This window comes from Pantoea sp. BAV 3049 (genome assembly GCF_009765445.1).
Classification (GTDB): Bacteria; Pseudomonadota; Gammaproteobacteria; order Enterobacterales; family Enterobacteriaceae; genus Erwinia.
In genome coordinates, this window is the sequence record NZ_WHOY01000031.1 from 761,182 (window position 1) to 787,687 (window position 26,506).

General features: G+C 53.7%; 25 protein-coding genes and 1 pseudogene. 13 read left to right on the forward strand and 13 right to left on the reverse strand.

Annotated elements, in window-relative coordinates:
• Positions 1–66 precede the first annotated feature (66 nt).
• On the forward strand, positions 67–1,569 hold the full coding sequence (locus tag GSQ70_RS04390) for an 8-oxoguanine deaminase (RefSeq protein WP_255455396.1): 1,503 nt from the start codon (positions 67–69) through the stop codon (positions 1,567–1,569).
• A 227-nt stretch (positions 1,570–1,796) separates the two neighbouring features.
• A complete protein-coding gene (locus GSQ70_RS04395; RefSeq protein ID WP_158781425.1) occupies positions 1,797–3,005 on the forward strand; it encodes an MFS transporter in 1,209 nt (402 codons plus the stop codon).
• Between the two features lie 8 nt (positions 3,006–3,013).
• Here GSQ70_RS04395 and GSQ70_RS04400 read toward each other — a convergent pair whose 3' ends face one another.
• Complete coding sequence (locus tag GSQ70_RS04400) at positions 3,014–4,015, reverse strand: LacI family DNA-binding transcriptional regulator (protein ID WP_158781426.1); 1,002 nt, start codon at positions 4,013–4,015, stop codon at positions 3,014–3,016.
• An 84-nt stretch (positions 4,016–4,099) separates the two neighbouring features.
• Positions 4,100–4,642, reverse strand: a complete 543-nt coding sequence (locus tag GSQ70_RS04405) for a D-lyxose/D-mannose family sugar isomerase (protein ID WP_158781427.1) — start codon at positions 4,640–4,642, stop codon at positions 4,100–4,102.
• A gap of 220 nt (positions 4,643–4,862) precedes the next feature.
• On the opposite strand from GSQ70_RS04405, the gene GSQ70_RS04410 reads away from it, so the two are divergent.
• From GSQ70_RS04410 to GSQ70_RS04435, 6 genes are all read left to right on the forward strand, one after another.
• Positions 4,863–5,897: an NAD(P)-dependent alcohol dehydrogenase gene (locus tag GSQ70_RS04410; RefSeq protein WP_158781428.1), complete on the forward strand. Its 1,035-nt coding sequence runs from the start codon at positions 4,863–4,865 to the stop codon at positions 5,895–5,897.
• Positions 5,898–5,900: 3 nt separating this feature from the next.
• Positions 5,901–7,418: a xylulokinase gene (gene xylB, locus GSQ70_RS04415; protein WP_158781429.1), complete on the forward strand. Its 1,518-nt coding sequence runs from the start codon at positions 5,901–5,903 to the stop codon at positions 7,416–7,418.
• A complete protein-coding gene (locus GSQ70_RS04420; RefSeq protein WP_158781430.1) occupies positions 7,418–8,920 on the forward strand; it encodes a sugar ABC transporter ATP-binding protein in 1,503 nt (500 codons plus the stop codon). The genes xylB and GSQ70_RS04420 overlap by 1 nt, the downstream gene beginning before the upstream one ends.
• A 75-nt stretch (positions 8,921–8,995) precedes the next feature.
• Positions 8,996–9,973, forward strand: a complete 978-nt coding sequence (locus GSQ70_RS04425) for an ABC transporter permease (protein ID WP_370521032.1) — start codon at positions 8,996–8,998, stop codon at positions 9,971–9,973.
• A 36-nt stretch (positions 9,974–10,009) separates the two neighbouring features.
• The gene (locus tag GSQ70_RS04430; protein ID WP_158781432.1) at positions 10,010–11,017 is read left to right on the forward strand and encodes a substrate-binding domain-containing protein; all 1,008 of its coding nucleotides are present in this window, start codon (positions 10,010–10,012) and stop codon (positions 11,015–11,017) included.
• A gap of 230 nt (positions 11,018–11,247) precedes the next feature.
• On the forward strand, positions 11,248–12,636 hold the full coding sequence (locus GSQ70_RS04435; RefSeq protein WP_158781433.1) for a sugar porter family MFS transporter: 1,389 nt from the start codon (positions 11,248–11,250) through the stop codon (positions 12,634–12,636).
• Positions 12,637–12,754: 118 nt separating this feature from the next.
• On the opposite strand, the gene GSQ70_RS04440 is transcribed toward GSQ70_RS04435, so the two are convergent.
• Entirely contained in the window at positions 12,755–13,321 is a 567-nt protein-coding gene (locus tag GSQ70_RS04440; protein ID WP_370521033.1) for a TetR family transcriptional regulator, read from the reverse strand.
• A gap of 163 nt (positions 13,322–13,484) precedes the next feature.
• Between GSQ70_RS04440 and GSQ70_RS04445 the strand changes: the two genes are divergently transcribed.
• Complete coding sequence (locus GSQ70_RS04445) at positions 13,485–14,186, forward strand: O-methyltransferase (protein WP_158781435.1); 702 nt, start codon at positions 13,485–13,487, stop codon at positions 14,184–14,186.
• A gap of 36 nt (positions 14,187–14,222) precedes the next feature.
• On the opposite strand, the gene GSQ70_RS04450 is transcribed toward GSQ70_RS04445, so the two are convergent.
• From GSQ70_RS04450 to GSQ70_RS04460, 3 genes are all read right to left on the reverse strand, one after another.
• The gene (locus GSQ70_RS04450) at positions 14,223–15,692 is read right to left on the reverse strand and encodes an aspartate aminotransferase family protein (RefSeq protein ID WP_158781436.1); all 1,470 of its coding nucleotides are present in this window, start codon (positions 15,690–15,692) and stop codon (positions 14,223–14,225) included.
• 13 nt (positions 15,693–15,705) lie between these two features.
• Positions 15,706–17,088, reverse strand: a complete 1,383-nt coding sequence (locus GSQ70_RS04455) for a diaminobutyrate--2-oxoglutarate transaminase (protein WP_158785211.1) — start codon at positions 17,086–17,088, stop codon at positions 15,706–15,708.
• A gap of 542 nt (positions 17,089–17,630) precedes the next feature.
• Positions 17,631–18,023 (reverse strand): MFS transporter, encoded by a 393-nt coding sequence (locus GSQ70_RS04460; protein WP_233268247.1) that lies wholly within the window; start codon positions 18,021–18,023, stop codon positions 17,631–17,633.
• Positions 18,024–18,112: 89 nt separating this feature from the next.
• On the opposite strand from GSQ70_RS04460, the gene GSQ70_RS04465 reads away from it, so the two are divergent.
• Positions 18,113–18,637 carry a TetR/AcrR family transcriptional regulator gene (locus GSQ70_RS04465; protein WP_233268248.1) on the forward strand — a complete coding sequence of 175 codons (525 nt, stop codon included), beginning with the start codon at positions 18,113–18,115 and terminating at the stop codon, positions 18,635–18,637.
• Here GSQ70_RS04465 and GSQ70_RS04470 read toward each other — a convergent pair.
• A complete protein-coding gene (locus GSQ70_RS04470) occupies positions 18,609–19,769 on the reverse strand; it encodes a glycoside hydrolase family 10 protein (protein ID WP_370521034.1) in 1,161 nt (386 codons plus the stop codon). The two genes, GSQ70_RS04465 and GSQ70_RS04470, sit on opposite strands and share 29 nt — an antisense overlap.
• A gap of 61 nt (positions 19,770–19,830) precedes the next feature.
• Between GSQ70_RS04470 and GSQ70_RS25920 the strand changes: the two genes are divergently transcribed.
• Positions 19,831–20,052, forward strand: coding sequence for a hypothetical protein (locus GSQ70_RS25920; protein ID WP_233268627.1), 222 nt, complete (start codon positions 19,831–19,833; stop codon positions 20,050–20,052).
• Here the strand turns inward: GSQ70_RS25920 and GSQ70_RS04475 are convergent.
• On the reverse strand, positions 20,035–20,514 hold the full coding sequence (locus GSQ70_RS04475) for a nuclear transport factor 2 family protein (protein WP_158785212.1): 480 nt from the start codon (positions 20,512–20,514) through the stop codon (positions 20,035–20,037). The two genes, GSQ70_RS25920 and GSQ70_RS04475, sit on opposite strands and share 18 nt — an antisense overlap.
• A 250-nt stretch (positions 20,515–20,764) precedes the next feature.
• Here GSQ70_RS04475 and GSQ70_RS04480 point away from each other — a divergent pair.
• Positions 20,765–21,463, forward strand: a pseudogene (locus GSQ70_RS04480) (methyl-accepting chemotaxis protein); the annotation flags it as partial.
• A 293-nt stretch (positions 21,464–21,756) separates the two neighbouring features.
• On the opposite strand, the gene GSQ70_RS04485 reads toward GSQ70_RS04480, so the two are convergent.
• Positions 21,757–21,936, reverse strand: a complete 180-nt coding sequence (locus tag GSQ70_RS04485; RefSeq protein WP_158781439.1) for a GrpB family protein — start codon at positions 21,934–21,936, stop codon at positions 21,757–21,759.
• A gap of 401 nt (positions 21,937–22,337) precedes the next feature.
• Here GSQ70_RS04485 and GSQ70_RS04490 point away from each other — a divergent pair, with 401 nt between their 5' ends.
• Positions 22,338–22,976 carry an NAD(P)H-dependent oxidoreductase gene (locus GSQ70_RS04490; protein ID WP_158781440.1) on the forward strand — a complete coding sequence of 213 codons (639 nt, stop codon included), beginning with the start codon at positions 22,338–22,340 and terminating at the stop codon, positions 22,974–22,976.
• Between the two features lie 111 nt (positions 22,977–23,087).
• On the opposite strand, the gene GSQ70_RS04495 is transcribed toward GSQ70_RS04490, so the two are convergent.
• From GSQ70_RS04495 to GSQ70_RS04510, 4 genes are read right to left on the reverse strand one after another with little or no spacing between them, the layout of a single operon-like run.
• Positions 23,088–23,930, reverse strand: coding sequence for a metal ABC transporter permease (locus tag GSQ70_RS04495; protein WP_158781441.1), 843 nt, complete (start codon positions 23,928–23,930; stop codon positions 23,088–23,090).
• A complete protein-coding gene (sitC, locus tag GSQ70_RS04500; RefSeq protein ID WP_158781442.1) occupies positions 23,924–24,784 on the reverse strand; it encodes an iron/manganese ABC transporter permease subunit SitC in 861 nt (286 codons plus the stop codon). Before sitC ends, GSQ70_RS04495 begins: the two co-directional genes overlap by 7 nt.
• Before the next feature lie 2 nt (positions 24,785–24,786).
• Positions 24,787–25,605 (reverse strand): manganese/iron ABC transporter ATP-binding protein, encoded by an 819-nt coding sequence (locus GSQ70_RS04505; protein WP_158781443.1) that lies wholly within the window; start codon positions 25,603–25,605, stop codon positions 24,787–24,789.
• Positions 25,602–26,471, reverse strand: coding sequence for a metal ABC transporter substrate-binding protein (locus GSQ70_RS04510; RefSeq protein ID WP_233268534.1), 870 nt, complete (start codon positions 26,469–26,471; stop codon positions 25,602–25,604). The genes GSQ70_RS04505 and GSQ70_RS04510 overlap by 4 nt, the downstream gene beginning before the upstream one ends.
• Positions 26,472–26,506: the final 35 nt, after the last annotated feature.

The window sequence follows — 26,506 nt, forward strand, 5'->3', positions numbered from 1 at the left end:
AAGTCGCCTTTAAAAAGGCCGGAAGTTTAACAATTCAATCTGCAGAAATTAGTAAAGGATTACTATATGAAAGGAAACACACCTGACCATTTGCGTCGACTGTTATTGAAAGTGCCTCTAATGGCTCCCATCCTGAGCACCTTGCCTGCCTCGGCAGCAGGCAATGCGGTGATACAATCCACTGATAAAAAACATCTTTCAACCATCCCCGCCTCAGGCAGCACGCTATTGCTGAAGAATGCAGAAGTGATTGTCACCATGGATGAAAAACGCCGGGAAATAAAAAACGGCAATATCTATATTAAAGACAATATCATTGTCGCGATTGGGAATGAACAGAATATTCCCACAACTGCCGATCGCGTAATTGATTTAAAAGGGCACATTGTTATCCCCGGCCTGATTAATACGCACCACCATATGTACCAGAGCCTCACTCGTGTTATCCCCAACGCACAGGATGGCGAATTATTTAAATGGCTGACGACGCTCTATCCAATCTGGGAACGTCTGACGCCGGAAATGATGAAAATTGCCACTAAAACCTCAATGGCAGAACTGATGCTGTCCGGTTGCACTACCAGCAGCGATCACCAGTATGTCTATCCAAACGGCATTAAACTTGACCACAGCATTGAAGCCGCTCAGGAGATGGGCATGCGTTTCCATGCCTGTCGCGGCAGCATGAGCGTCGGGCGCAAGCAGGGCGGATTACCGCCGGATTCTATCGTTGAAGATGAAGCCCTGATCCTGGAAGACACCCAGCGCGTGATTGAACAGTTCCATGACGCCAGCCGGGGTTCAATGCTGCGCATCGTGGTCGCGCCGTGTTCTCCGTTCTCGGTCAGCGAGCAGCTGATGCGCGAATCCGCGAAGCTGGCCCGCGCGCACGGCGTTTCCATGCATACTCACCTGGCTGAAAACGTCAGTGACATTGAGTACAGCAAAAAAACGTTTAACAAAACGCCGGCTCAGTATGTGGAAGATCTGGAGTGGGTGGGTCATGACGTCTGGCATGCGCACTGCGTCAAGCTGGATGATTACGGTATCAAACTCTTTGCCCGCACCGGTACCGGCGTGGCGCACTGTCCCTGCTCGAACATGCGTCTTGGTTCCGGTATTGCGCCGGTCAGGCACATGCTGGATGCAGGGATGCATGTCGGGATGGGGGTTGATGGCTCCGCATCCAATGACAGCTCCGACATGATCGCCGAAGTTCGTCAGGCGCTGTTGCTGCAACGTGTGGGATTTGGTCCGGATGCGCTGACTGCCCGCGAGGCGTTGGAGATTGCCACGCTGGGTGGGGCGAAAAACCTTAATCGTGATGATATTGGCGCGCTGGCACCGGGAATGATGGCTGACATGGCGATTTTCCGGCTGGACGCTATCGGTATGGCGGGCGCCAATCACGATCCGGTTGCCGGGCTGGTATTCTGTAACCCGGGCAGCGTGGCTTACAGCATCATCAACGGCCGGGTAGTGGTAGAAGAGGGCAAAGTTGTTACCGCTGATATGCCGGTAGTCATTGAGCACCACAACAAGCTGGCGCTGAAGCTGGTAGCCGGCTGATGGTGGAGTCGCTCTTAAGTCAGAGCGGAGTCGGGGTAATACCGCCACACAGCATATTACCCCGACTGATGCACCACACCGTGTATTGGCCCGTTTAACAGGGTTTACCGAACAGATTCAGCTGTGTATGATGACCGCAGACATCAGGGCCATTGCCCTTTTGCGTAAGCGTTAACGTTAACCAACGCACCATCAGCGGCCTGTTGCTGCTTTTTGTGCGAGGTATTATGTCCCAGCCCCAGATCTCTTCAGCGCGTACTTCTGTTGTTTCCGGTTCCGGATCTTTCCTGTTCGTACTGTTGGTCACCGCGGCCAATCTGCGCACGCCAATTACTTCGACCGGCCCCATCCTGGAGAACATCTGCCAGACCTTCGGACTCAACTCTTCTCAGGCCGGGTTGCTTAACTTTATCCCGCTTCTGATGTTTGCTTTACTTGCACCGGTTTCGGCCTCGGTGGGCAACCGGTTTGGTCTGGAGAAAACACTGTGGTGCGCGGTCTGGGTAATCACGCTGGGGTCTGTACTGCGGATTACCGGTAGTGAAGCGGGCTTGTGGATTGGGACAGTGATCCTCAGTTCAGGTATTGCGGCGGCCAACGTGCTGTTACCGCCGCTGATCAAACGCGACTTCACTGAACATACGGCAAAATATATTGGCCTGTATGCCACGACGATGGCGATTACCGCCAGTCTGGCTTCTGGTGTGGCCGTCCCGCTGGCTGGAGCGACCAGAGCAGGGTGGTTCCTGTCCGTTGGCGTCTGGCTGATCCCGGCCGTGGTGGCGCTGATTGCCTGGGTGCCGCAGCTCAGAAAGACCCGGCACCAGCGTTCAGCGACGGCGGGCGCTGCCTGTCCAACTGTACTGAAATCCCCGTGGCGCTCGATGCTGGGCTGGCAGGTTTCGCTGTTTATGGCGTTGCAGTCTATGGCTTTTTATACCCTGATAGCCTGGTTCACTCCTTATGCCCAGGCTAACGGCTTCAGTCAGGTGACCGCCGGGTGGCTGCTGTTTGTCTACCAGATTGTGGCCGTCGCTTCCAATTTCGCCTGTATGGCCGCGCTGAAAAAACTCCCCGATCAGCGGATGGTGGGCTTTGTCTCTTCACTGGCGATTTTTGCCGGTATTACCGGGCTTTGGCTGGCACCGGGCCTGGCTGCATTATGGCTGGTGGTTGCCGGTCTTGGCGCAGGGGCTTCAATGGTGACCTGCCTGTCGCTGTTCAGCCTGCGTGCCGTGGATCATCGTCAGGCCTCCAGACTTTCCGGCATGGGGCAATGCGTAGGCTATCTGGTGGCCGCTTTCGGCCCACTGTTCTTCGGCATCCTGCATGAACACTCCGGGGGATGGACAGTGCCCCTGGTGGTCCTGATTGCCATGAGCATGCTGCAGATGGTAGTGGCCCCACTGGCCGGAAGACGACGCCACATTGGTTGATGCCGCTGTTACTGCACAACTTTCCCGCGGACCACCACTTTTCCGGGCTTGCTGTCACCGTCGGTGACTCGACGGATCGCCAGATTGAATGCCTGCCAGGCTATTTCCTGCAAATCATGTGACACACAGGGAAAGTGAAAGCCATAAATACCGGCATGCGAAACCTCATCGATACTGAATAAATTCACCTGCTTCATCAGCGGCAGTTTGTGTTCAATACAGGCTTTGACGATGCCTAAAGAGATCTGGTTGTTACAACCAACGAAATAGTCCGGTGCTTCATTATCGGCCAGCCAGCGGCTGGTTTCCTGCCAGGCCACGTCCATAAAGAAATCAGCGTGCAGAACCTCCAGAGAGGCCACTTTTCCCTGCAGCGCGGCCTGTAATCCCGTGACTCTGTCACGTGCCACGCTGGAATTTTCCGGCCCGGACACCACCACCACACGCCGGGCTTTCTGTTCCAGCAGCCAGCGTCCGGCCTGCAATCCGCAATCGAGGTTATCGATATACACCCCGCTGCAATGGGACACTTCCAGCTCGCGGTCAACCAGCACCACCGGAATATTCAGGGTTTCCAGCCGCTTCATATAGGAGGGATGGTAGTGATGATCGTTGGATATCACCGACAGAATGATCGCATCGACGTTATAGCTAATCAGCTTGTCGATAATGCGATCTTCCGTCTCCTGAGATTCATAGGAGTCGAACACCAGCGTGTCATAACCCAGCTTCTGTGCTTCCAGCGTCATCAGGCGCGTCAGTCCACCAAAGAACGGGTTCGCCATATCGGGATTGACGATGCCGATAGTTTTACTGGTTTTTGCGCGAAGATTCCTCGCCGCTGCATTGACCACATAGCCAAGCTGCTCTGCTGTCTGACGGATACGCTGTAGCGTCTCCGGATGCACTTTCTCCGGCTGGGAAAATGCCCTGGAGGCGGTGATTTTACTGACGTTAGCCTGCGCAGCGACGCTTGCAAGCGTCGCTTTTTGTCCCCGACCTGCTGCCAAGTTCGGCTCCTTAGTTAAAACACATCATTTTTGTATCATTACTGAATCATGACAGATTTCGCGCAGCGATGCGAATGCAGCTTGCTAAGCCATGCGATTTACGCGCGGATCGGTAAAGATATCCAGATCGTCGCGGCTCTCTGAGGAAAACTCAGACACCACTGCGCCATGCTCTCCGGCCTGGAACCAGTGACGGGTGTTGGGCGCAATCGTGTACTGCTCGCCGGGACGCAGCAGGATATATCGCGTGCAGGTATACCAGGCTTCACTGTCTGCTGGCACCCGGCAGGTGAGATCGCCGCCCGCGTGATTCGGCGTCAGGCTGTCATCGTCAACAAACAGATAAACCTCGCCCCAGCGGCAGCGGAAAGTCTCCTGCTTACCGGGAGAGTTGTTGAAAGGCGGATGCAGATGTTCCGGGCAGGTCTGTCGCGGAAACAGCACCAGCTCCTTGGCGCAGTAACGCGGAGAGTTAATGTAGGTCAGGAGCTGCAGGCCGGAAATCGGGTAATCAGGCAAGCCAAATGAAGCAATTTCAATGCGTTGCTGCTCATCTTCGGTCAGGATGAGATGGGCTTTTTGCAGATAATGCAGCGTCTGTTGTACGTAGTCATGGATGTGATTCATCAGGTCCCCCGCGCACGTTAATGGTATCGGTATCATTAGATACGGCTCAGGGGTGGATGATCTGTGATCGTTATCGATATTCAGCACCTAATCCACTCATTATGATTTACAAATTTGATGATTATTTAACATACATCACAGATTTACCGCTCTCTTTACGCCAGTATCGCCGCAGTTAAATGATATCGATAACATCAAAATGATTTCACCGGGGGTTAAAATGAAAGCGTTAGTTCTGGCGGAAGCGGGCAAAATTGCTATTGAAAATCGCGAGTTTGACGAGGTGCTGGGTGACAATGATGTGAAGATAAAAATCCATTCAGTCGGGATCTGCGGCAGCGATGTTCACTACTATCAGCATGGCCGTATCGGGCCGTTTGTGGTCAAAGCACCGATGGTGCTCGGGCATGAAGCCTCCGGCGTGGTGCTGGCTACCGGAAAAAATGTCAGCCATGTTAAACCCGGTGACCGCGTCTGCATGGAACCGGGCATCCCCGATTTAAACTCTGCGCAATCACGTGCGGGCATATACAACCTTGATCCCGCTGTGCGCTTCTGGGCAACACCGCCGGTACACGGCTGCCTGCGGGAGTCGGTGATCCATCCCGGTGCATTTACGTTTAAATTGCCGGACAACGTCAGTTTTGCCGAAGGCGCAATGGTCGAACCGCTGGCAATCGGCATGCATGCCGCCACCAAAGCAGGCATTAAGCCGGGTGATATCGCACTGGTGATTGGTGCCGGTCCGATTGGCGTGGTGACTGCACTGGCCGCGCTGGCGGGTGGCTGCTCGGATGTCATCATCTGTGACCTGTTTGACGAGAAGCTGGCAGTGGCCGCCGAGTATCCGGGGTTGCATGCGGTGAATATCAAAACCGGCGACCTGGCGGGCAAAGTGGCCGCCCTGACCAGCGGCAATGGTGCTGACGTGGTATTCGAATGCAGCGGTGCGAAACCCGCTATTGCCACCCTGGCAGAGCATGCCGCGCCGGGTGCGACCGCCGTGCTGGTTGGCATGCCAGTCGATGCCGCCCCAATGGATATTGTCGCCGCGCAGGCGAAAGAGATCACTTTCAAAACCATTTTCCGCTACGCCAACATGTACCCGCGCACCCTGCGTTTATTAAGCAGTGGAAAATTGCGTGTTCAACCGCTGATCAGCCAGACCTATAAGTTTGCCGACAGCGTGGCCGCGTTTGAGCGCGCTGCCGCCGGTAATGCTTCTGACATCAAAATCATGCTGGAAATGGAGTAAGCCATGGCGCTCTATGCTGGCATTGACTGCGGGACACAAGGCACCAAAGTTGTGATTGTCGACAGCGGGAAGGGCGCGATCCTTGGCGAGGGCAGCGCCGCTCACCGCCTGATCAGTGGCTCAAACGGTCGTCGTGAACAGCAGGCTGACTGGTGGATTGAAGCGCTGATCGCGGCTTTTCGTCAGGCCGTGAGCCAGGCCGGAGTGGATGCGCAACAGATCAAAGCGCTGGGGGTTTCCGGCCAGCAGCATGGTTTTGTGCCGCTGGATGAGCAGGGCAACGTGCTCGGCAGCGTCAAGCTGTGGTGTGACACTGAAACCGATGCGGAAAACGAGCAGCTGTTGCACCAATTAGGTGGCATCAGCGGTTCGCTGGAGCAGCTCGGGCTGATGGTGGCCACCGGCTATACCGCGTCGAAAATCATCTGGTTCAAAAAGCACCATCCTGAACTGTGGGCACGTCTGCATACGGTATTGCTGCCGCACGACTATCTCAATTTCTGGCTGACCGGAGAACGTGTGGCTGAATATGGTGACGCCTCAGGTACCGGGCTGCTGAATATCCGCACCCGTGATTGGGATCGTCATACCGTTGAACTGATCGACGACAGTGGCCGGCTGTGGAACGCATTGCCGCCTCTGAAACGCGCGGAGAGCTGCATCGGCACGCTGCTTCCCGAAGCGGCGGAGAAGCTCGGCCTCTCTGCCGCAACGCTTGTGGCAACCGGCGGCGGTGACAACATGATGGCCGCCATCGGCTCCGGCAATATCGCCACTGGCACCGTCACCATGAGTCTCGGCACCTCCGGCACGCTGTTTGCCTGGTCTGGTGCGCCGGTGGTGGCAGATTCAGAGGCCATTGCGGGCTTCTGCTCCAGCAACAATGGTTGGCTGCCGCTGATTTGCACCATGAACGTCACTTCGGCCACCACTTCGGTTCAGACTTTGCTGGAAGAGGATATCTCCGGCTTCAATCAGCTGCTGGCTGAGGCGAAACCGGGTGCTGGCGGAATGGAGATGCTGCCCTTTTTTAACGGCGAGCGCGTGCCACAGTTGCCGCATGCCCGCGCCAGCCTGCACAACCTCGACAGTGACAATTTCACCCGCGCCAATCTCTGTATGGCGGTAGTGGAAAGCGCCACTTACGGCCTGCGTTACGGCATCGACCTGTTCCGTCAGCAGGGAATTGATGCCGTTGAAATCCGTCTGACCGGCGGCGGTGCCCGTAGCGCGGGCTGGCGGCAGATTGTGGCTGATGTGATGGGCTGTCCGGTAGTTTGCCTGAAGATCCAGGAGACCGCAGCCCTTGGCGGGGCGATTCAGGCGATGTGGGCCAGCGAGCTGGCTGTCGATCCTCAGCAGGATGCTGACTCAGTGTTGGCGGACCTCTGCCAGCGCTTTGTCTCACTCGATGAATCGACCCGAACCCTGCCTGATGCCGCGCGCCAGGCGCAGTATGACCAGCGCTATCAGCGTTATCTGCAACGCCTGCAACAGACTTATCCGGAGGTGCAACTGTGATGCGCGATCCTGAAACGCAACAACCCGCTTATCTGCTGGAAGTGACCGGCGTGAGAAAAGCCTTCGGCCCGGTAGTGGCGCTGAAAAACGCCGAGTTTGCTCTGCGGCGCGGATCAATTCACGCGCTCTGTGGCGGTAACGGGGCGGGAAAATCGACTTTTCTCAGCATTCTGATGGGGTTTATTCAACCTGACGGTGGCGACATCTTCATTAATGGTGAACGCTGCGAATTCCATCACCCGAAGGAAGCACTGGCCGCCGGCGTGGCAATAGTTCAGCAGGAGCTGAGCGCCATTCCTGACCTGACCGTAGCCGAAAATATCTGGCTGGGTCGCGAGCCTCGCCGTTTTGGCTTTGTGGATTTTGCCACCCTGAACCAGCGCACCAGCGAGCTGCTGAAGGAGCTTGATTTTCGCATCTCCGCCACTGAGAAAATGCGCAACCTGAGCGTGGCCGAGCAGCAACTGGTCGAGATCGCCAAAGCGCTGTCTCACGCGAATGCCGACATCATCATCATGGATGAACCCACCTCGGCGATTGGGGAAGAGGATGCACAGAAAATATTCCAGACCATTACCCGGCTGGCGCAGAAGGGCAAAGGCATTATCTATGTTTCGCACCGCCTGTCAGAAATTTTCCAGATTGCCGACAGCTACACCATTTTCCGCGACGGCGCGTATATCCAGGAAGGGTTTATTGCTGACATCACCCGCGAACAGCTGATTGAGCACATCATCGGTGGTGAATACGACAGCGAGTTCGCCAAGTTCAATAAGCCGGGCGAAGAGGTGATGATGGAAGTGAAGAAACTGCGCTGGCGTAACAAGATCAAGGACATCAGCCTCCATCTGAAACGCGGCGAGATCCTCGGCATCTACGGCCTGGTCGGATCCGGCCGCAGTGAGTTCCTCGACCTGGTGTTCGGCATCAACCACGCGGACAGCGGCACCATCCAGTTGGGTGACAAAACTCTGGGCCGCCACTCGCCAAAAGAGGCGATCAAATGTGGCATTGCCTATGTCACTGAAGATCGCAAAGAGACCGGCCTGGTACTGTGCCGTTCGGTCAGCGAGAACATCAACATCTCATCCTTCGGTGCCATTAGTCGCTCCGGGTTCATTAACGAAAAGCAGGAGCAGGATCGTGCCAGCGCAATGATCAAACGCTTTAACGTGAAAACGCCGGACGGCGATCAGATCGTCGGTAACCTCAGCGGCGGTAATCAGCAAAAGGTGGTGCTGGGGCGCTGGGCGCTGCTCGACCCGGAGGTGCTGCTGCTGGATGAACCCACGCGGGGAATCGATGTGGGGGCCAAGAAGGAAATTTACCGCTTTATGTCAGAATTCGCGTTGAAAAACAAAGGGATCATCATGGTCTCGTCCGAGCTGTCGGAAATCATTGGCATGAGCGACCGTATTCTGGTGTTCCGCAACGGCCAGCTGGCCGGAGAGCTCACCGCGGCGCAGGCCACCCAGGCCGGGCTGATGAAACTGGCGGTATAACAGAGAGATAATAAGATGAACAGTGCACATTCAATCACACCAGGGGTTTCGTTTTTTACACGCCATAAACGTCGTATGCACAAATACGGCATCATTATCGCTTTCTTTGTGCTCTGCCTTATTGTCGCCACCATCGGCGAGTACCAGGTGGCGAAGGGGGCCTGGAGCAGCAACTACTTCCTCAGTAATGAAAATATGCTGATCGTACTGCGTCAGGTGTCGATCAACGGCATTCTCGCCATCGGCATGACCTTCGTGATCATCACCGCCGGAGTTGACCTGTCAGTGGGATCGGTACTGGCATTAAGTGGCATTGTTGCCGCGCGTTTTGCCACCAACAACAGTGGAATGGCAATTGGCGATACCGCGCATGCGGTGATGATGCCGCTGATTATCGCGCTGGGGATCGGGATTGTTTGCGGGCTGATTAACGGCACCGTGCTGGCCCGCTATCGTCTGCAACCGTTCATTGTCACCATGGGCATGCTCTCGGCCGCACGAGGTCTGGCGATGTTAACTACCGATGGCAACCCGGTTTCTCAGCTCAACAGCGACTTTCGCTGGCTGGGGAACGGTTATGTTTCCGGCATTCCCGTCCCGGTGATTATCTTCGTTGCCTTGTTTGCTCTTGCCTGGCTGTTGCTGAATAAAACCATCTTCGGCCGCTACGTCTACGCGGTGGGCGGCAATCCGAAAAGTGCCCGAACCTCCGGTATCAGCGTGGTGCGCATCAAAGTGCTGGTTTATACCCTCTGTGCAGCGCTGGCCGGGATTGCGGGGCTGATCCTCACGGCCCGCACCGGTTCTGCCCAGACCAACGCTGGCGCGGGTTATGAGCTGGACGCCATCGCTGCGGTGGTGATTGGCGGTACCAGTATGGCCGGTGGGGTGGGCACGCTACTGGGCACCTTCTTTGGCGTACTGATTATCGGCGTAATGAATAACGGCCTCGACCTGCTGGGTGTGCAGTCCTATTACCAGCAGATCATTAAAGGCGCTCTGATTGTAGTGGCTGTACTGCTGGACCCCTCGCGCAAACAACAGCGCGATTAACCCTACTTAAATAAAAAATCCGACCAGGAGAAAAGAATGAAAATGACCAGAATGGCATTGCTTGCCTCAGCAATGATGATGGGGGGCATGGCAGTTGCCCAGGCCGCGCCGGTGAAGATTGCGGTGCTGATGTACGGTAACAAGGCTGAGTTTGTGCAGCTGATGGAACGCTACGCCAAAGAGCATCCGGCAGTGAAGAGCGGCGATGCCGTACTGACCTTCTATGACGGACGTTACGATGCCTCGGTGCAGAACGATCAGGCGGCTACCGCCATCCAGACGCGGGCTGATGCAATTATCGTTAACCCGATGGATTTTGAAGCCAACATCGACATCGTCACCAACGCCAACGAAGCGAAAATTCCGGTGGTGGTGACCAACGCCCGTCTGAATACGGAAGAGATGACATCTGAAGTGGTTTCCAATGACGAGCTGGGCGGCTATCTGGAAGCTAAAGCGGTGCTGGATAAACTCGACTGTAAGACGAAAAAAGTGAATGTGGTGATTATCGAAGGCCCGAAAGGCGGCAGCGGTGAGATCCAGCGCGGCAAAGGCAACGACAAAGCGATTGCGGAGTGTGGGGCCGGTCAGGTGACGGTACTGGAGCGCAAGACGGCCAACTGGTCACGCGCAGAAGCTCAGCCGCTGATGGAGAACTGGCTGCAAAAACATCGCGGACAAATCAATGGCGTGATTGGGCAGAACGACGAAATGGCTCTGGGCGCAATCGAAGCGATCAAAGGTGCGGGCCTGAACGTAAAAGACTTCGCCATTGCGGGTGTTGACGGCGTTTCCGACGCTATCCATGCGGTACAGGCTGGTGAAATGGTCTCGATCCTGCAGGATGCAAAAGGGCAGATGCAGGGCGCAATCGACGTGGCAATGCGCGCGGCTAAAGGCGACAGCTATAAGCCTGAATCCACTATCTGGCAGCAGTACGCCAAAGACCTGGCCTGGGACGGCGGCACCCAAAAACACTACTATATTCCATGGACCACAGTGACGGCGGATAATGCACAGCAGCTGCTGGATGCCAGGAAGTAATCGTTAATCTTTCAGCGCAGTTGCCAGCGTGGCAATTGCGCTGTATCAGCCATCTCATTTATCCGTTGTAAAACCCAGCAGTTCTTTGCCTCCCTGACTAATCTCGTGACCATATACATTGGTCAGGACTGCGATATTTTAGCCAGGCAGAAATGTGACCGGTAACGCATCGGCAATCTCATTCGTTACATATGCTTAACATTCATTCTGTAATGGCGAGGAGAAACGGCATGAGTGCCAGTAAAGCATCGGGGAATAAGCAGAACCGGTTTACGTGGTTTGTCTGTTTTATGGCGGCTCTTTCGGGCCTGCTGTTCGGGCTTGATATCGGGGTAATTGCGGGGGCGCCACCCTTTCTGTCGAAAGATCTCCAGATCGGCAACCATGAGCAGGAGTGGGTGGTCAGCTCGATGATGTTTGGTGCCGCAATTGGCGCCCTGGCCGCAGGCTGGATGTCGTCAAAGCTGGGCCGTAAGAAAAGTATGCTGGTCGGGGCGACGCTGTTTGTGATTGGCTCGCTGTGGTCGGCGCTTTCTCCCAATGTGGAATCACTGGTCTTTGCCCGCGTGCTGCTTGGGCTGGCGGTTGGCGTGGCCTCTTACACTGCGCCGCTGTATCTGGCTGAGATCGCGCCGGAGCGTATTCGCGGTTCGATGATTTCAATGTATCAGCTAATGCTAACCACCGGCATCGTAGTGGCTTATCTTTCCGATACCGCCTTCAGCTACAGTGGCAGCTGGCGGTGGATGCTGGGCGTGATTGCTATTCCGGCACTGATCCTGTTCATCGGCGTGCTGTTCCTGCCCAACAGCCCGCGCTGGCTGGCTTCGCACGGCCGATTTAACGAGGCGCAACGAGTACTGGATCGCCTCCGTAATACCAGTGAACAGGCAAAACAGGAGCTGGAAGAGATCCGTGAAAGCCTGCAGGTGAAACAGCGGGGCTGGTCACTGTTCCGCAATAACAGTCACTTCCGCCGGGCAGTCTGGCTGGGGATGTTGCTGCAGGTGATGCAGCAGTTTACCGGGATGAATGTGGTGATGTACTACGCGCCGAAAATCTTCAGCATTGCCGGTTTCTCCAGCACCAGTGAACAGATGTGGGGCACTGTTATTGTCGGCATGGTCAACATGCTGGCCACGCTGCTCGCCATCGGTCTGGTCGATCGCTGGGGACGCAAACCGATGCTGACCACCAGTTTTCTGGTAATGGCCGTCGGGATGGGAGTATTAGGTACGTTGCTGCATATCGGCGTGGAAACAGATTTCCGCAAATACTTTGCGATTGCGATGCTGCTGATGTTTATCGTCGGTTTTGCAATGGCGGCCGGTCCGGTAGTATGGCTGCTGTGCTCGGAGATCCAGCCGCTGAAAGGGCGAGACTTCGGCATTACTGCCTCCACAACCACCAACTGGGTTGGCAATATGATTGTCGGCGCAACCTTCCTGACCATGCTGGAGAAGATGGGGAACGCCAATACCTTCTGGTTCTACGCCGTGCTGAACCTGGTGTTTATCCTGCTGACGATGTGGCTGGTGCCGGAAACCAAGCACGTCACGCTGGAGCATATCGAACGTAACCTGATGAAGGGTAAACCGTTGCGTGACATTGGCGCATAAAGAAAGCAGGAGCCCACAGAATTTCCAGAGAGCGACTGTGGCAAAAAATAATCGAACCGGTGACGCGAAATACCATTAAATGTCCGTCAATTTTCAGACATCGGAATGGATTTTCGGGTTACCGGTTTTGTTCCAGTACGTTGAGGTAAGCGCAGAACATAGTTGCCATCTGCTCAGCATAAGCGTCAATTTCCTCATGCGAGCAGCACTGCACCGATAAGCTTTTTCCCACATCACGAAACGTCGTCAGCAGCAGATTAGCCGCGATGCTGCGCTTATTTTCAGCCAGCTCAGGTAAGGCCTCCTGAATAAAATCCAGAAATACCCGCGAACCGGCGGCCTTAACCTGCTGCGCTTCAGGTGCGCTGCGATAGAGTGGGGCCGCGTCTGCCAGCGCACTGCGGGTGGCCGCCTCTTCATATTCGGAATGAATAAATGCCATCACCAGCTTACGCAATCTGGCTTCGGTGGACATCGTCCGATCCTGCAGGATGGCGCTGAGCATATCGCTGGTTTCCTGCCACTCTGCACACTGCAGCCTAAACAGCAGCGCTGCTTTATTGGGAAAGTACTGATAAAGCGATCCGATACTGACACCAGCGGCCTCTGCCACCCGGGCGGTAGTGAAACGCTGCACACCTTCACGCGCTAAAACCTGAGTAGCTGCCTGTAAAATAGCTTCCACAAGCTTTGCTGAACGGACCTGTTTCGGCTCTTTTAATGAGGAAATTCGTGGGGTTAGCTTACTGTTCATTGGCTGCCTGGCGAATGCGATTATTCAATGCGACTGATTCGTCATATTATCAGTTCAGCCATCAGTAACCCAATAATAAATGCAGAGTGACACTATGAATACATTAAATACTCAGTCGGTTTCCGCCGTTTTATCGCGCCTGTTCAGTGAATCAGAGTCCGCCTGGTCTGAAGAGTCCGATGTGTCGAAATATTGGGAAAGTTTACCGGAAGAGGAGCGGCAGAGACTGTTGCGCAGCAAAACGGATTATCTGGAATTTTATGGCCAGATGAAAGACATTCCACTTTCTGTCTCGCGAAACACCGGCAAATTGCTCTATATCCTTGCCAGCAGCAGTCGGGCGCTTAATATTGTCGAATTCGGTACGTCGGTCGGGATTTCAACCATCCATCTGGCAGCCGCATTAAGGGATAACGGCGGCGGCAGGTTGATTACCAGTGAATTCGAGCCGTCAAAAGTTCAGCGGGCACGACAAAACCTTGCAGACTGCGGGCTGGCTGATTTGGTGGATGTGCGTGAAGGTGACGCGCTGGTGACATTAAGCCGTGATTTGCCGGTAACGGTTGATCTGCTGCTGCTGGATGGGGCGAAAGGGCTGTACCCGGAAATTCTGGACTTAATTGTTCCACGTCTGAGCCGTGGTGCGCTGGTAATTGAGGATGATGCTGATTTCAACCCAGAATATCTGGAGAAGATCCACTCTTCAGAGGCATTTATCTCTGTGCCTGTCGAGGACGGGCTGGAGATTTCTCTGTACGTTGGGCAGGGTTGCCTCTGCAAAAAAGCCGGTAACTGAGTTACCGGCTTCTGTATAAAGCGAAACGGGAAAAGATTAAGCCAGCAGCTGTTGTGCCGTGGTCTCAACCAGCGCCAGCAGGACTTTAATGTCCTCCAGGGTCACGGTTGGGTTCAGCAGCGTCATCTTCAGGCAGGTCACACCGTTATGCTCGGTCACGCCAACGTTGGCACGGCCGGAGTCCAGCAGGGCATCACCAATCTTCTGGTTCAGCAGGGCGATAGCGGCATCACCGCTGTCCGCCAGCTGAGCCGGACGATAGCGGAACAGCACGCTGGCCAGCTGAGGTTTCATCACCAGCTCCAGGGCAGGCTGCTCAGTGAGATACTGTGCTACCTGCTGTGCCAGCGTCACTCCGTGATCGATGATTTCGGCATACTGCTTCTGTCCCAATGCTTCCAGCCCCATCCACAGTTTCAGCGCATCGAAACGGCGGGTGGTCTGCAGAGATTTGGAGACCAGGTTCGGTACGCCCTGCGCTTCGTCGAACTCGGAGTTCAGGTAGGCCGCCTGATAACGCATCAGCTCGTAGTGACGCGCTTCTTTGAGCAGGAAGGCACCACAGCTGATGGTCTGGAAGAACTGCTTGTGGAAGTCCAGGGTAATGGAGTCCACCAGTTCAATCCCGTCCAGGTAGTCTCGATACTTCTCTGACATCAGCAGCGCGCCGCCCCAGGCTGCGTCAACGTGCACCCAGATGTTATGCTCAGCAGCCAGACCGGCAATAGCGCGCAGCGGATCGATAGCACCTGCGTCGGTAGTCCCGGCAGTTGCCACGATCGCCAGAATCTGCTCGCCATTGGCTTCAGCCTGCGCCACTTTCTCAGCCAGATCGTTCAGATCCATCCGCGCAAACTCATCAGTTTTCACCAGAGTGACGGACCGATAGCCCAGGCCCATCAGGGCCATGTTCTTCTGCACGGAGAAGTGCGCGTTCTCAGAACACAGCACTTTAATCTTCTTCAGATCGCCTGGCAGACCATCCTGCTGAACAGAGTGCCCCTGGCGGGCAAAGAACGCATCGCGGGCCAGCATCAGACCCATCAGGTTGCTTTGCGTGCCGCCGCTGGTGAACACGCCAGCATCGCCAGACTGATAGCCGACCTGCGTCCGCAGCCATTCAATCAGCTTGATCTCGATAAGAGTCGCTGACGGGCTCTGGTCCCAGGAGTCCATGCTCTGGTTGGTGGCGTTAATCATCACCTCGGCGGCCTGGCTGATCACCAGGCTCGGGCAATGCAAATGCGCAACGCACTGCGGGTGATGTACCGACAGGCTATCTTTCAGGAAAAACTCAATCGCGCGCTCAATAGCGGCCTGGTTGCCCAGGCCCTCAGGATTAAAGTCCAGCTTGATACGCTCACGCAGTTCAGCGACGGATTTCCCCTGATACATTTCAGGTTGTTGCAGCCACTGCACCACCGCCGCGCTGCTCTGGGCAATGGCTTGCTGGTAGGCTTCAGTGCTTTGCGCTGAAGCGGCCAGAATCGGATTAGACCGGGACATCAACTTACTCCACTCAGACTGGTTTGATACCAGCGGCAATCAGGGCTTGTTCAAACTTATCCATGAAGATCCCCAGCTCGTCGTTGGTAATCAGCAGGGAAGGGAGCAGACGCAGAACGGTGCCGTTACGACCACCACGCTCCAGAATTACACCCGCTTCGAAGCATTTTTTCTGCAGCAGCGCTGACAGCTCCGGATCGGCAGGGTAGCTACCCATGTGATCAGGCGCTTCGTTTGGCTTGACGATTTCCATACCAATCATCAGGCCCAGACCGCGCACGTTACCGATGACCGGGAAGCGCTTCTGCATCTCAGCCAGTTTGCTTTTCAGCCACTCGCCCTGAGCGGCAACTTTGTCCGCGATTTTATTGTCTTTCAGGTACTTGATGGTGGTGAGGCCGGTAGCCATCGCCAGCTGGTTACCACGGAAGGTGCCGGTATGGTGGCCCGGAGACCAGACATCCATTTCCTTCTTAATACCCAGTACGGCCAGCGGCAGACTGCCACCTACGGCTTTGGACATCACGATGATATCTGGCTCAATGCCAGCGTGTTCGAAGGCAAACTGCTTGCCGGTACGGCAGAACCCAGCCTGAACTTCATCAAGGATCAGCACGATGCCGTGTTCTTGAGTGACTTTACGGATACGCTGCAGCCATTCAGCTGGTGCCGGGTTGGCCCCGCCTTCACCCTGGAGTGCTTCCAGGATTACCGCTGCCGGTTTGCGAACGCCGCTTTCAACGTCGTTGATCAGGTTTTCGAAGTAGTAGGTCAGTGCCTTAACGCCCGCTTCGCCACCAATGCCCAGCGGGCAACGGTATTCGTGAGGGTATGGCATAAACTGCACTTCCGGCATCATGCCGTTTACTGCTTCTTTCGGGCCCAGGTTGCCTGTGACTGCCAGCGCGCCGTGGGTCATGCCGTGGTAGCCGCCGGAGAAGCTGATCACGCCTGAACGGCCGGTGTACTTCTTGGCCAGTTTCAGCGCAGCTTCAACCGCATCAGCACCGGATGGGCCGGTGAACTGCAGGCAGTACTCTTTGCCCTGACCTGGTAACAGGGAGAGCAGATATTCGGAGAACTGATCCTTTAAAGGCGTGGTCAGATCTAAAGTATGTAACGGCAAGCCGCTGGTAATGACACTCTGGATGCTCTGCAGTACATCAGGATGGTTATGTCCAAGCGCCAGCGTTCCCGCACCGGCCAGGCAATCAAGGTACTGATTGTTCTCAACGTCGGTGATCCAGACGCCCTGAGCTTTCGCAATCGCTAACGGTAATTTGCGCGGATAACTTCTGACATTCGATTCAAATTCAGCCTGTCGCGCCAAATAGGTTTCGTTGTTACCATTTGAGGTGTTCGCAACTAAAGTATCAATACGGACTTTATCCGTCATCATATCTCTCCTACAACTCCGGGTTATCTGTAACGCCGTAGTTGAATAAATGAATTTAAAAAAAACTGCAGGTGAAAAACGCGCCCAATATATGGCTTTTCACTCTGCATCTCAATCATTAATTTCGTTCAGTTTAGCTTAATATTTTACTATATGAATCAGTATGTTGGTGAGGAAGTGACCGAAGATGCTGTCCTCAGTAAGATAGGTGGTCATTAATAAGGCACGAAAAGAACAGCTTAAGCACCAAAACGGCACCGGGGGCGGGTTGGCTCGGGGCTGGAATAAACCAAAAAAAGTTAACAAATATTACAAGTAAACGAAGCGCGAAATATCCTGGTGTGATTTATTGTGCTAAAAATAGAGTTTATTTACAGCCTATTAACATTCGGTGCGTCAGATGATCGGTAGCTTTTTCCGTGATTTTCCTCATGCCGAGATGACGGTACAGATGAGACGTTCGAAACATTGCTGGCAAAAACCGGGTTTACGCATTGAGCGCATTCTGATGGTGATTTACCGCCAGAGGAGTGAAGGGTGACTCAGATTTCAGCTGGTTTGCGCGTGCAGAGATAAATCAGCGGCACTGCGATTGCATAGACGGCGATCACCGAAAGCCAGATCGCTCCGGGCCATTCACTGCGCACCACAAAATAGATCGATGAAAATGCCAGCGGAGCAAAGATCGAGGCCAGACTGACCGCTGAAGCCAGTACGCCCTGGAATTGTCCCTGACGATCGGCATCAACCTGTCGGGTTGCCAGCGCCTGCAACGCTGGAGTTCCTACGCTGCCAAGCGCAAAAAGGGGCATCACCGCAAACACCATCCAGCCCTGAGTGGTGAAGGCCAACAGCGCCAGTGCCGTACAGGCACAGGCAATCCCCGTCAGTACGGCTCCGCGTTCGCCCAGCAACCGGGCCGCAGGACCGGGCAAAAATGCCTGTACCAGCGTCTGGCAAATGCCGAAAGCTCCCAGCGACAGCCCATCGACTGTTCCTGGAGCAGGGTTTTGAGAATGTTACGGTGGATCAGATTGCAGCAGCCGCAGATGTCGGACGAATGACGGTGTTCAACCATTTTCCCCGCAAGGAAGATATGTTCTTTGACCGTGAGGAAGAGGGACGGGAAACGTTGCGAGAAGCACTGTTGCAGCGCGATCGGCAGATCGACCCCATTGAGACATTACGTTTGCTGGCTCACCGGCTGATTGCAGAGCAGGTGCCTTATCTTGAGTTTTCGCGCCGCAGCCAGAATTTTGTTGCAACAGTTGAGCGCAGCGAAATTCTTAAAGCGCGGGCGAGGGCGATTCGTGGGGAACTGGTGCAGCTGGTCGCTCAGTCGCTGGCGGAAAGTGTCGGTAAAGTAGCTGAGGATCCTGACGCCTGGCTGGCGGCTGAACTGACACTGGCGACATGGACCGTGGCTTTTATTCAGGCCCACCGTATTTTCATGGGCACTCAGGATTCAAAGGCTGCGACAACGGCTTTCCTCAGACTGGTCGATCAGGGAGCACTTGGGGTTAAGGCTGCTTACCCCAGTGGCTTCTGAGATAATCGACGGCTTGCTGAGTCTGTGGCTGATTGAGGTAGTTTTCCCGGAACAGAATAGTGCCAGCTATCCCTGGCGTGGATTCATTCATTTCAATCTGCTTTTTCAGCTCCGGCACGCCGTTATTTATCGTCCAGTCTGGTTCAATTTTTGAGGGTTCACCCACTTTGTACAACGCAATGCCGATATAAAGCTGCGTCTTCGTTGGCTTCACCACATCGGCCCACCATTTTGCCAGCACGTCATAGCGGGCTGCGCTACGTGAGAAGGGCCAGTAGAGCTGCGGGGCAATGTAATCCAGCAGGCCCTGTTGCACCCAGCGGCGGGTATCAGCATAAGATTCATCATAGGCCGCTGCTCCCCGGGTATCAGAACCGGCGGGATCGTGTGACAAATTACGCCAGACTCCAGCAGGGCTGACGCCGAATTCAACACCGGGTTTCAGTTGCTTGATAGTGCGGGAAACCTGTTCAATCAGCAACTGAGTATTGTGCCGCCGCCAGTCCGCTTTCGAGGCAAACGCCTGACCGTATTGCCGGAGGGTCTGGCCGTCATTGAGCTGTGAAGCCGCCGTTTCGGCATAAAAATAGTCATCAAACTGCACGCCATCAATCGGATAGCGGGCAACAACTTCGGCCACGATGCTGGTGATCCAGTCCCGAACTTCCGGGATACCGGGATCGAGAACAAAACGATCGCCAGCGGTACGTACCCAGTCACGGTGCAGGACAAACACGCTGGCCGGATGCAAAGATAGCGTACGGTTCAGTTGCGAGACGGTGGACGGTTTGGTGTTAACAGAGACGCGATAGGGATTAAACCAGGCGTGAACTTTCATGCCGCGTTTGTGCGCTTCATCGAGAATAAATTGCAGCGGATCATAGCCAGGATCGTTGCCAATTTCGCCAGTCAGCATATCTGACCAGGGCAAAATTTTAGATGGCCACAAAGCGGTGCCGTCAGGTTTAACCTGGAAGAAGACCGTATTGATGCCAAGATTTTGCAGTTTATTGAGTTTCGCGAGCAACGCCTCTTTTTGCTGGCTGATACGCTGTGCCGGACTCCCGGCAGTCAGCGAGGCAACAGGTGGCCAGTCAAGACGTGAAACGGTTGCCAGCCAGACGCCCCGCACTGGCTCATGACCCTGTGCAGGTTTGGGCGGAGGTGTCGGTCTGGTGTCAGGCGGTAATGGAGTGACCAGCGATACCGGTGGTGTGGAGGAACAATTGGCCAGTAAAAGAGCCGCGACAATAAGAGCACCTGCTTTTTTTACTGGCGGTATGCGTAAATATTCGGGAAAGAGAGCGATGATAAACTCCATTTTTTACTGGCAATTGTTCCTGAACAAGCATTTTCTCCTTATCCCGATCAAAGTCAACCATCCCCAGTTGCCTGGATCACAATCCCAGCTCTGACAACCCGGGATGATCATCCGGGCGACGTCCCAGCGGCCAGTGATATTTGCGCTCAGACTGCTGGATTGGCAGGTCATTGATGCAAGCGAATCGCCGGGTCATCAGGCCGTCTTCGCCAAATTCCCAATTTTCATTGCCATAGGACCGAAACCAGTTTCCTGAATCGTCATGCCATTCATAAGCGTAGCGAACGGCGATCCTGTTACCGGTGAAGGCCCACAGTTCTTTAATAAGACGATACTCCAGCTCTTTATGCCATTTGTGGGTGAGGAAGGCTTTGCACTCCTCGCGGTTAGTTACAAAATCGACGCGATTCCGCCACCGGGTGTCAACAGAATAAGCCAGTGAGACTTTTTCTGGATCGCGGCTGTTCCAGCCATCTTCTGCCAGACGAACTTTCTCGGTTGCTGACTCAAGAGTGAAGGGGGGAAGCGGTGGGCGTGTGGGTGAAAGTTCGTACATCATCGTTCCTTAGTTGATTAGCTTTTTGACCGTTTACCAGAAACAGATTTATTGCACTGTCAGCGGACAGGCCCGATCCAGCAACGAATTTGCAATGGCTTTGGCATTCTCCGCTGCCTCAATATCTCCCGTGACTCTTGCCACGGTTATTGATCCATCAATCAGAATAAGCAGTTGTCTGGCCAGCACCAGGGGTTGCGCGCACTGAGCCTGTTCACATAACAAGAGGACATACTCCAGCAGTTTTTGTTTATGTAACACCGTACAGAAAGTCCGTAATGGTGCTGACAGTATCACGCTGGCCGCTGCTGAAATCAGTAGTGGAAACACCGATCTTGCCAGCCGCACCGAAGCTCAGGCTACCAGTATTGAGCAGACTGCCGCCACCCTGGAGGAGTTTTCTTCGACTATTGATAACACAGCAGCTAATACCGAAAGGGCAAAACAGTACGTTAGCGCCACGTCATTGGTAGTAAAACAAAACGGCGCGGTAATGAATGAAGTCTCAACGCGAATGCAGGAGATTTATCACTCGTCGTCCAGAATGTCCGACATTATTCAGGTTATCGATGGCATAGCCTTCCAGACAAATATTCTGGCGCTGAACGCAGCTGTAGAGGCGGCACGCGCGGGTGAGTCTGGCCGGGGATTTGCGGTGGTAGCCAGCGAAGTGCGCAATCTGGCACAACGTAGTGCATCTGCGGCGCGTGAGATTAAAGTACTGATTGATGATTCGGTTGCGCGCATTGCCTCCAGTCGCAGCCTGGTAGAGCAGGCTGACGGTGGCATGGGGGAAATTATCGGCAATGTTCAAAATATGATCCAACTGATCGAGGAAATTGCTCAGGCCAGTCGCGAGCAGAGCGACGGTATCGGCCAGATTAATATTGCGATGGGGCAAATCGATACCACCACGCAGCAGAATGCCTCGCTGGTTGAGGAGTCTGCAGACGATAGTCGGCGTGTTCCGTCTTGATAAAGCCTGATTATTATTGGCTTTCTGATTTTTCACGGTGGTGCCTGGAAATGACCGGAGAGGAGGGTTCTCCTCAATGTCTTATTTAACATAATATACATTATGCGTACCTGTATAGTGATGCGTGAAATCCGGTATTTTGGCCATTGCCAGTGCTGACGCGGCTTGCCAACGATCGGCCGACTGACTGCCTGCTTTCCGTTACCCGCTTAAGATGCCTTTTGATAAAACCTTCTTTCAGATGGCTGTATTGATGAACGTCGTTTTCAAAGGCCTGCATCGTTATGTTTAACCGGTACATACTGTTTTGCTAACACCGGATGCTCAATCAGATAATCTCTGAACGCCAGATGCTTTTCTGTTTGCTCATCACCTGCGGCAAACGTGTGCAACTGATGACTGCGTTGGTCGCTGCCTTTGATAATACTTTCTGCCAGTAATGCCATTTTCGCCACGCGCCTGATAGCCTGTCTTTCCAGAACACTGCTATTTCCAGCGGCATATCGATAACCAGCTTAGCACCCTGGTAGTGCCATTATGGCGTACTCATACTGAGATACCTCGCTCAATACACCATATTAAAATGGCGTCGCTACGTGAATTCTTTCTATCTTTGGCACCCTCTGTACGTCATATTTCACACAGCGCGTTTACTATTTAACATAAATCACCCCGCTGATTTTAAGCAGATGCTATTATTATTGGCCGCAAACAACGAGTTTCCCTTCCCCATCAGAATGCCTCGAATTGCTCTACAGGATCTGGTCAATTATTCGTTACTATAGTCACGACATCCGACGGCTGTTATACGGATAAACAATCACTTAAACCGCTATGGACTCTGCTGATGAGCAAAACGACTGAACTGCTTAACTGGCGTTACGCCACAAAAAAATATGATCCGTCCAAAAAGGTTCCGGCTGAAAAGCTGGATCATATCCTGGAAGCCGTGCGGCTGACGGCAACCAGCAGCGGTCTGCAACCGTTTGAACTGCTGGTCGTGACCAATGATGAAATTCGCCAGAAGATTAAAGCGGTCAGTTGGAACCAGGCGCAGGTTACAGATTGCTCTCATCTGCTGGTCTTCGCTGCCTGGGACGATATCACTGCGGATCGGGTCAATATGATGTTTGATCTGACCAATGAAGTTCGCAGCATGACCAATGAGGGCTGGGAAAATTATCGTCAGATGCTGCTGGGCATTGTGGCAGAACGTGGCAAAGAAGCTAACTATCAGGCCGCTGCCCGTCAGGCCTATATTGGCCTGGGGTCAGCCCTGATTGCCGCCGCTGAGGAACAAGTGGATGCCACGCCAATGGAAGGTTTCGATCCGGTTGCTGTGGATGACATCCTGGGTTTATCTGCGAAAAATCTGCGCAGCGTGATCATTCTGCCACTGGGCTACCGTGCAGATGAAGGCGACTGGCTGGTTAATCTGAAAAAAGTTCGTCGTTCACGCGAGAACTTCATCACTGAGATCAAATAAGCCTTAAGCCTTTGTTTGAACTGCACCCCAAAAGTTGAACATCCAACGGAGTAAGGTGCAGGGAGCCTTTTATAAGGCATTGCTCTTCCCTGCCCTCTGATCACCATCGTGTTAATGATGTACTAATAGCTTTTCCCGTCGTTGCGCTTTATAGCTTGTCACTGTAAATACAACAATAAACACGCAGGCGAACAGAACAACAATTGTTGGAGCCGGTGCGCTATCGAGAAAGAACGAAATATAAACTCCACTGAGGGATACGACAACTGAAATGGCCACGGCAATCAGCAACGCCCGATGGAATCTCGTTGTCAGCAATACTGCAATGGCACCGGGAGCAATTAACAAAGAGACGGATAAAATTATCCCCACGGCTTTCAGTGTGGCCACAATGGTTAACGACACCATACACAGCAGGCCGTAATGTAACCATCGGGTACGCAGACCGCAGACCTTCGCTTGTTGATAATCGAAACAGAAAAGCAGAAAGTCGCGCCATTTGAAACTAATTACCAGTACAATAAACAACGTGATAACAGCTGTCTGCAGGATGTCCTGATTATTAATCCCCAGCATATCGCCAAACAAAATATGATCGAGATGGACTTCAGGTTTCACCGCGATATACAAAATCAGCCCTGCAGCGAACATCCCGGAAAAAACAATGCCCATCACGGTATCCTGCTTGATACGGCTGTTATCTTTCAGGAAACCGGTCGCCAGCGCGCAAAATAATCCGGCGATAAAAGCGCCGATCGCCAGTGGGACCCCTATCATCCAGGCCAACACCACGCCGGGAAATACAGCATGGCTCATTGCATCCCCCATCAATGCCCAGCCCTTCAGGACCAGAAATACCGACAGCAGCGCACAGGGAATGGCGACAACCAATGCAATCAACAACGCATTATTCATAAATCCGAACTGAAAAGGCTCGGCTAATAACGTCAGCATTCTTTCCTCCCGGCGATTAACCGTGCGCGCCGCCGGTTAGCCAGCAAACCATGAGTCGGTGCAAAAATAAAAGCCAACAGGAACAGCATCGTTTGTGCCACGACAATGACGCCTCCCGTTGCGCCGTCCAGATAATAACTCGCCCATGCGCCCAGAAAACTGGTAATACTGCCTATCGCCACCGCAATACACAGCAGCCGTGGGAATCGATCTGTCAACATCCATGCTGTGGCACCGGGCGTCACCACCAGACAAATAACCAGAAAAGCCCCCACCGTTTGCAATGCGGCAACGGTAGACACTGATAACAAAATAAAGAACAAAACCTTCAGGCGCGCCGGGTGCAAACCGACCGCTCGTGCATGGTTTTCATCAAAAAAGGTCACCATTAAATCTTTCCATTTGAAAAACAGCACGACCACAGAGACTGCGCCAATAATTGAAAGCTGTACGATATCCTCTGAGGTAATCGCAAGAATATTGCCCAGAACAATGGTCTGAATATTGACTGAGGCAGGACTCAGCGACACCATAAAAAGGCCAAGACCAAAAAAGGAAGAGAAGATCAGCCCGATAATCGCGTCCTCCTTCAGACGGGTTCTCTGATTAAGAAACAGCATGCTACCCGCCGCCAGACCACCAGACACAAAGGCACCCACCGCAAACGGCAGCCCAAGCATATAAGCTCCTGCCACACCCGGAACAATAGAGTGTGACAGTGCGTCACCAATCAGTGACCAGCCTTTCAGCATCAGGTAGCAGGATAAAAATGCACAGAGCCCACCGACCATCGCGGAAACCCACATAGCATTAAGCATGTACTGATAACCAAACGGTTCCATTAGCCAGCCCATTGTCATCCCCCCTTATCGTCGGCCTGAAGACGACGCGAAATAAACGGGCGCTCATCGTCAGTAATGATTCTGTCCTCCGAACCATTTAGCACCACGTGGCGCAGGACGCCACTGAAAGCCAGCTCAAGATTATCGGTGGTAAAGGTTGTTTCTGTTGGACCACTCGCCAGTACCGTTCCTTTAACCATCACGGTGTAATCACAGAATTCGGTAACCGAACCCAGGTTATGAGTGGAAACCAGCATCGTTTTTCCTTCATCACGAAGCTCGCGCAGCAGGCTGATAATTTTTGCCTCTGTTTTCACATCCACGCCGGTAAACGGCTCATCGAGCAGAATGACCTCTCCCTGTTGAGCAATGGCGCGGGCAAGAAAGACTCGTTTTTTTTGACCACCGGACAGCTCACCAATCTGCCGGTACCGGTAATCCTGCATATCCACCCGTTCCAGCGCCTGCGTGACAATTCGCCGGTCCTCTGTTGATGAAATGCGCATGAATCCCATACGGCCATAGCGCCCCATCATCACCACATCTTCCACCAGAACCGGAAACGACCAGTCGACCTCTTCAGATTGCGGCACATAGGCAATAACGTTACGGTGTAACGCTTGCCGGACGGTCATATCCAGAATCGAAATCTTCCCGCATGACAAACGGACAAATCCCATCACCGCTTTAAACAGTGTTGATTTACCGGAACCGTTGACCCCTACCAGAGCCGCGACGGATCCGGTGGGAACGCTGAAAGAAGCATTTTGCAAAGCGGTATGGCCGTTGCGGTAACTCACGGTAACGTTCGAAACAACAATGCCCTGCATCATTTCTGTTCCTTAAAACCGTTTTTAATGCCCTGTACAACCGTGCTGGTCGTGACATTTAACAGGTCAATATAAGTAGGCACGGGTCCGGTTGCCGGGCTGAGTGAATCGACATACAGCACACCACCGTAATGCGCACCAGTTTCACGCGCGACCTGGCGGGCTGGCTTATCTGAAATGGTACTTTCGCTGAACACCGCCGGTATATGATGTTGTTTAACCAGGTCGATCACTCTGCGTACCTGCTGCGGTGAACCCTGCTGATCGGCATTGATTGGCCACAAATAGAGTTCTTTCAGCCCGAGATCGCGCGCCAGATAGGAAAACGCCCCTTCACTGGAGACCAGCCAGCGCTGATTGACCGGCAGCTCCGCCACCTGCTTACGCAGTGGCGCAAGGGTCGCAATGATCTGTTTCTTATAGGTTTCCGCATTCTGTTGATAGGTCGTGGCATTGGCGGGATCGTACTTCATCAGAGCGTCGCGGATATTATCGATATACATTAAGGCGTTATCTGGTGACATCCAGGCATGAGGATTGGGCTTGCCATTATAGGGTCCTTCCGTTATGCCCATTGGGACGATCCCCGTGGTGACCACAACTTCCGGAACGCCCTTAAGATGTTGAAAAAATTTACGGAACCACATCTCCAGATTCATGCCGTTCGACAGAATAAGTTGCGCTTTCTGTGCTCGTTTAATATCGCCCGGCGTCGGCTGATATTCATGGATCTCTGCCCCGGGTTTGGTGATTGAACTCACTTCCGCCGCATCTCCGGCCACGTTTCTGGCCATATCCGCGATCACGGTGAAAGTGGTGATGACTCTGAATTTATCTGCAGCATGAACGTTGACGTTGGCGAACAGCATCAGAGCAGCGGAAAGCAGTACCACATGACTTTTTC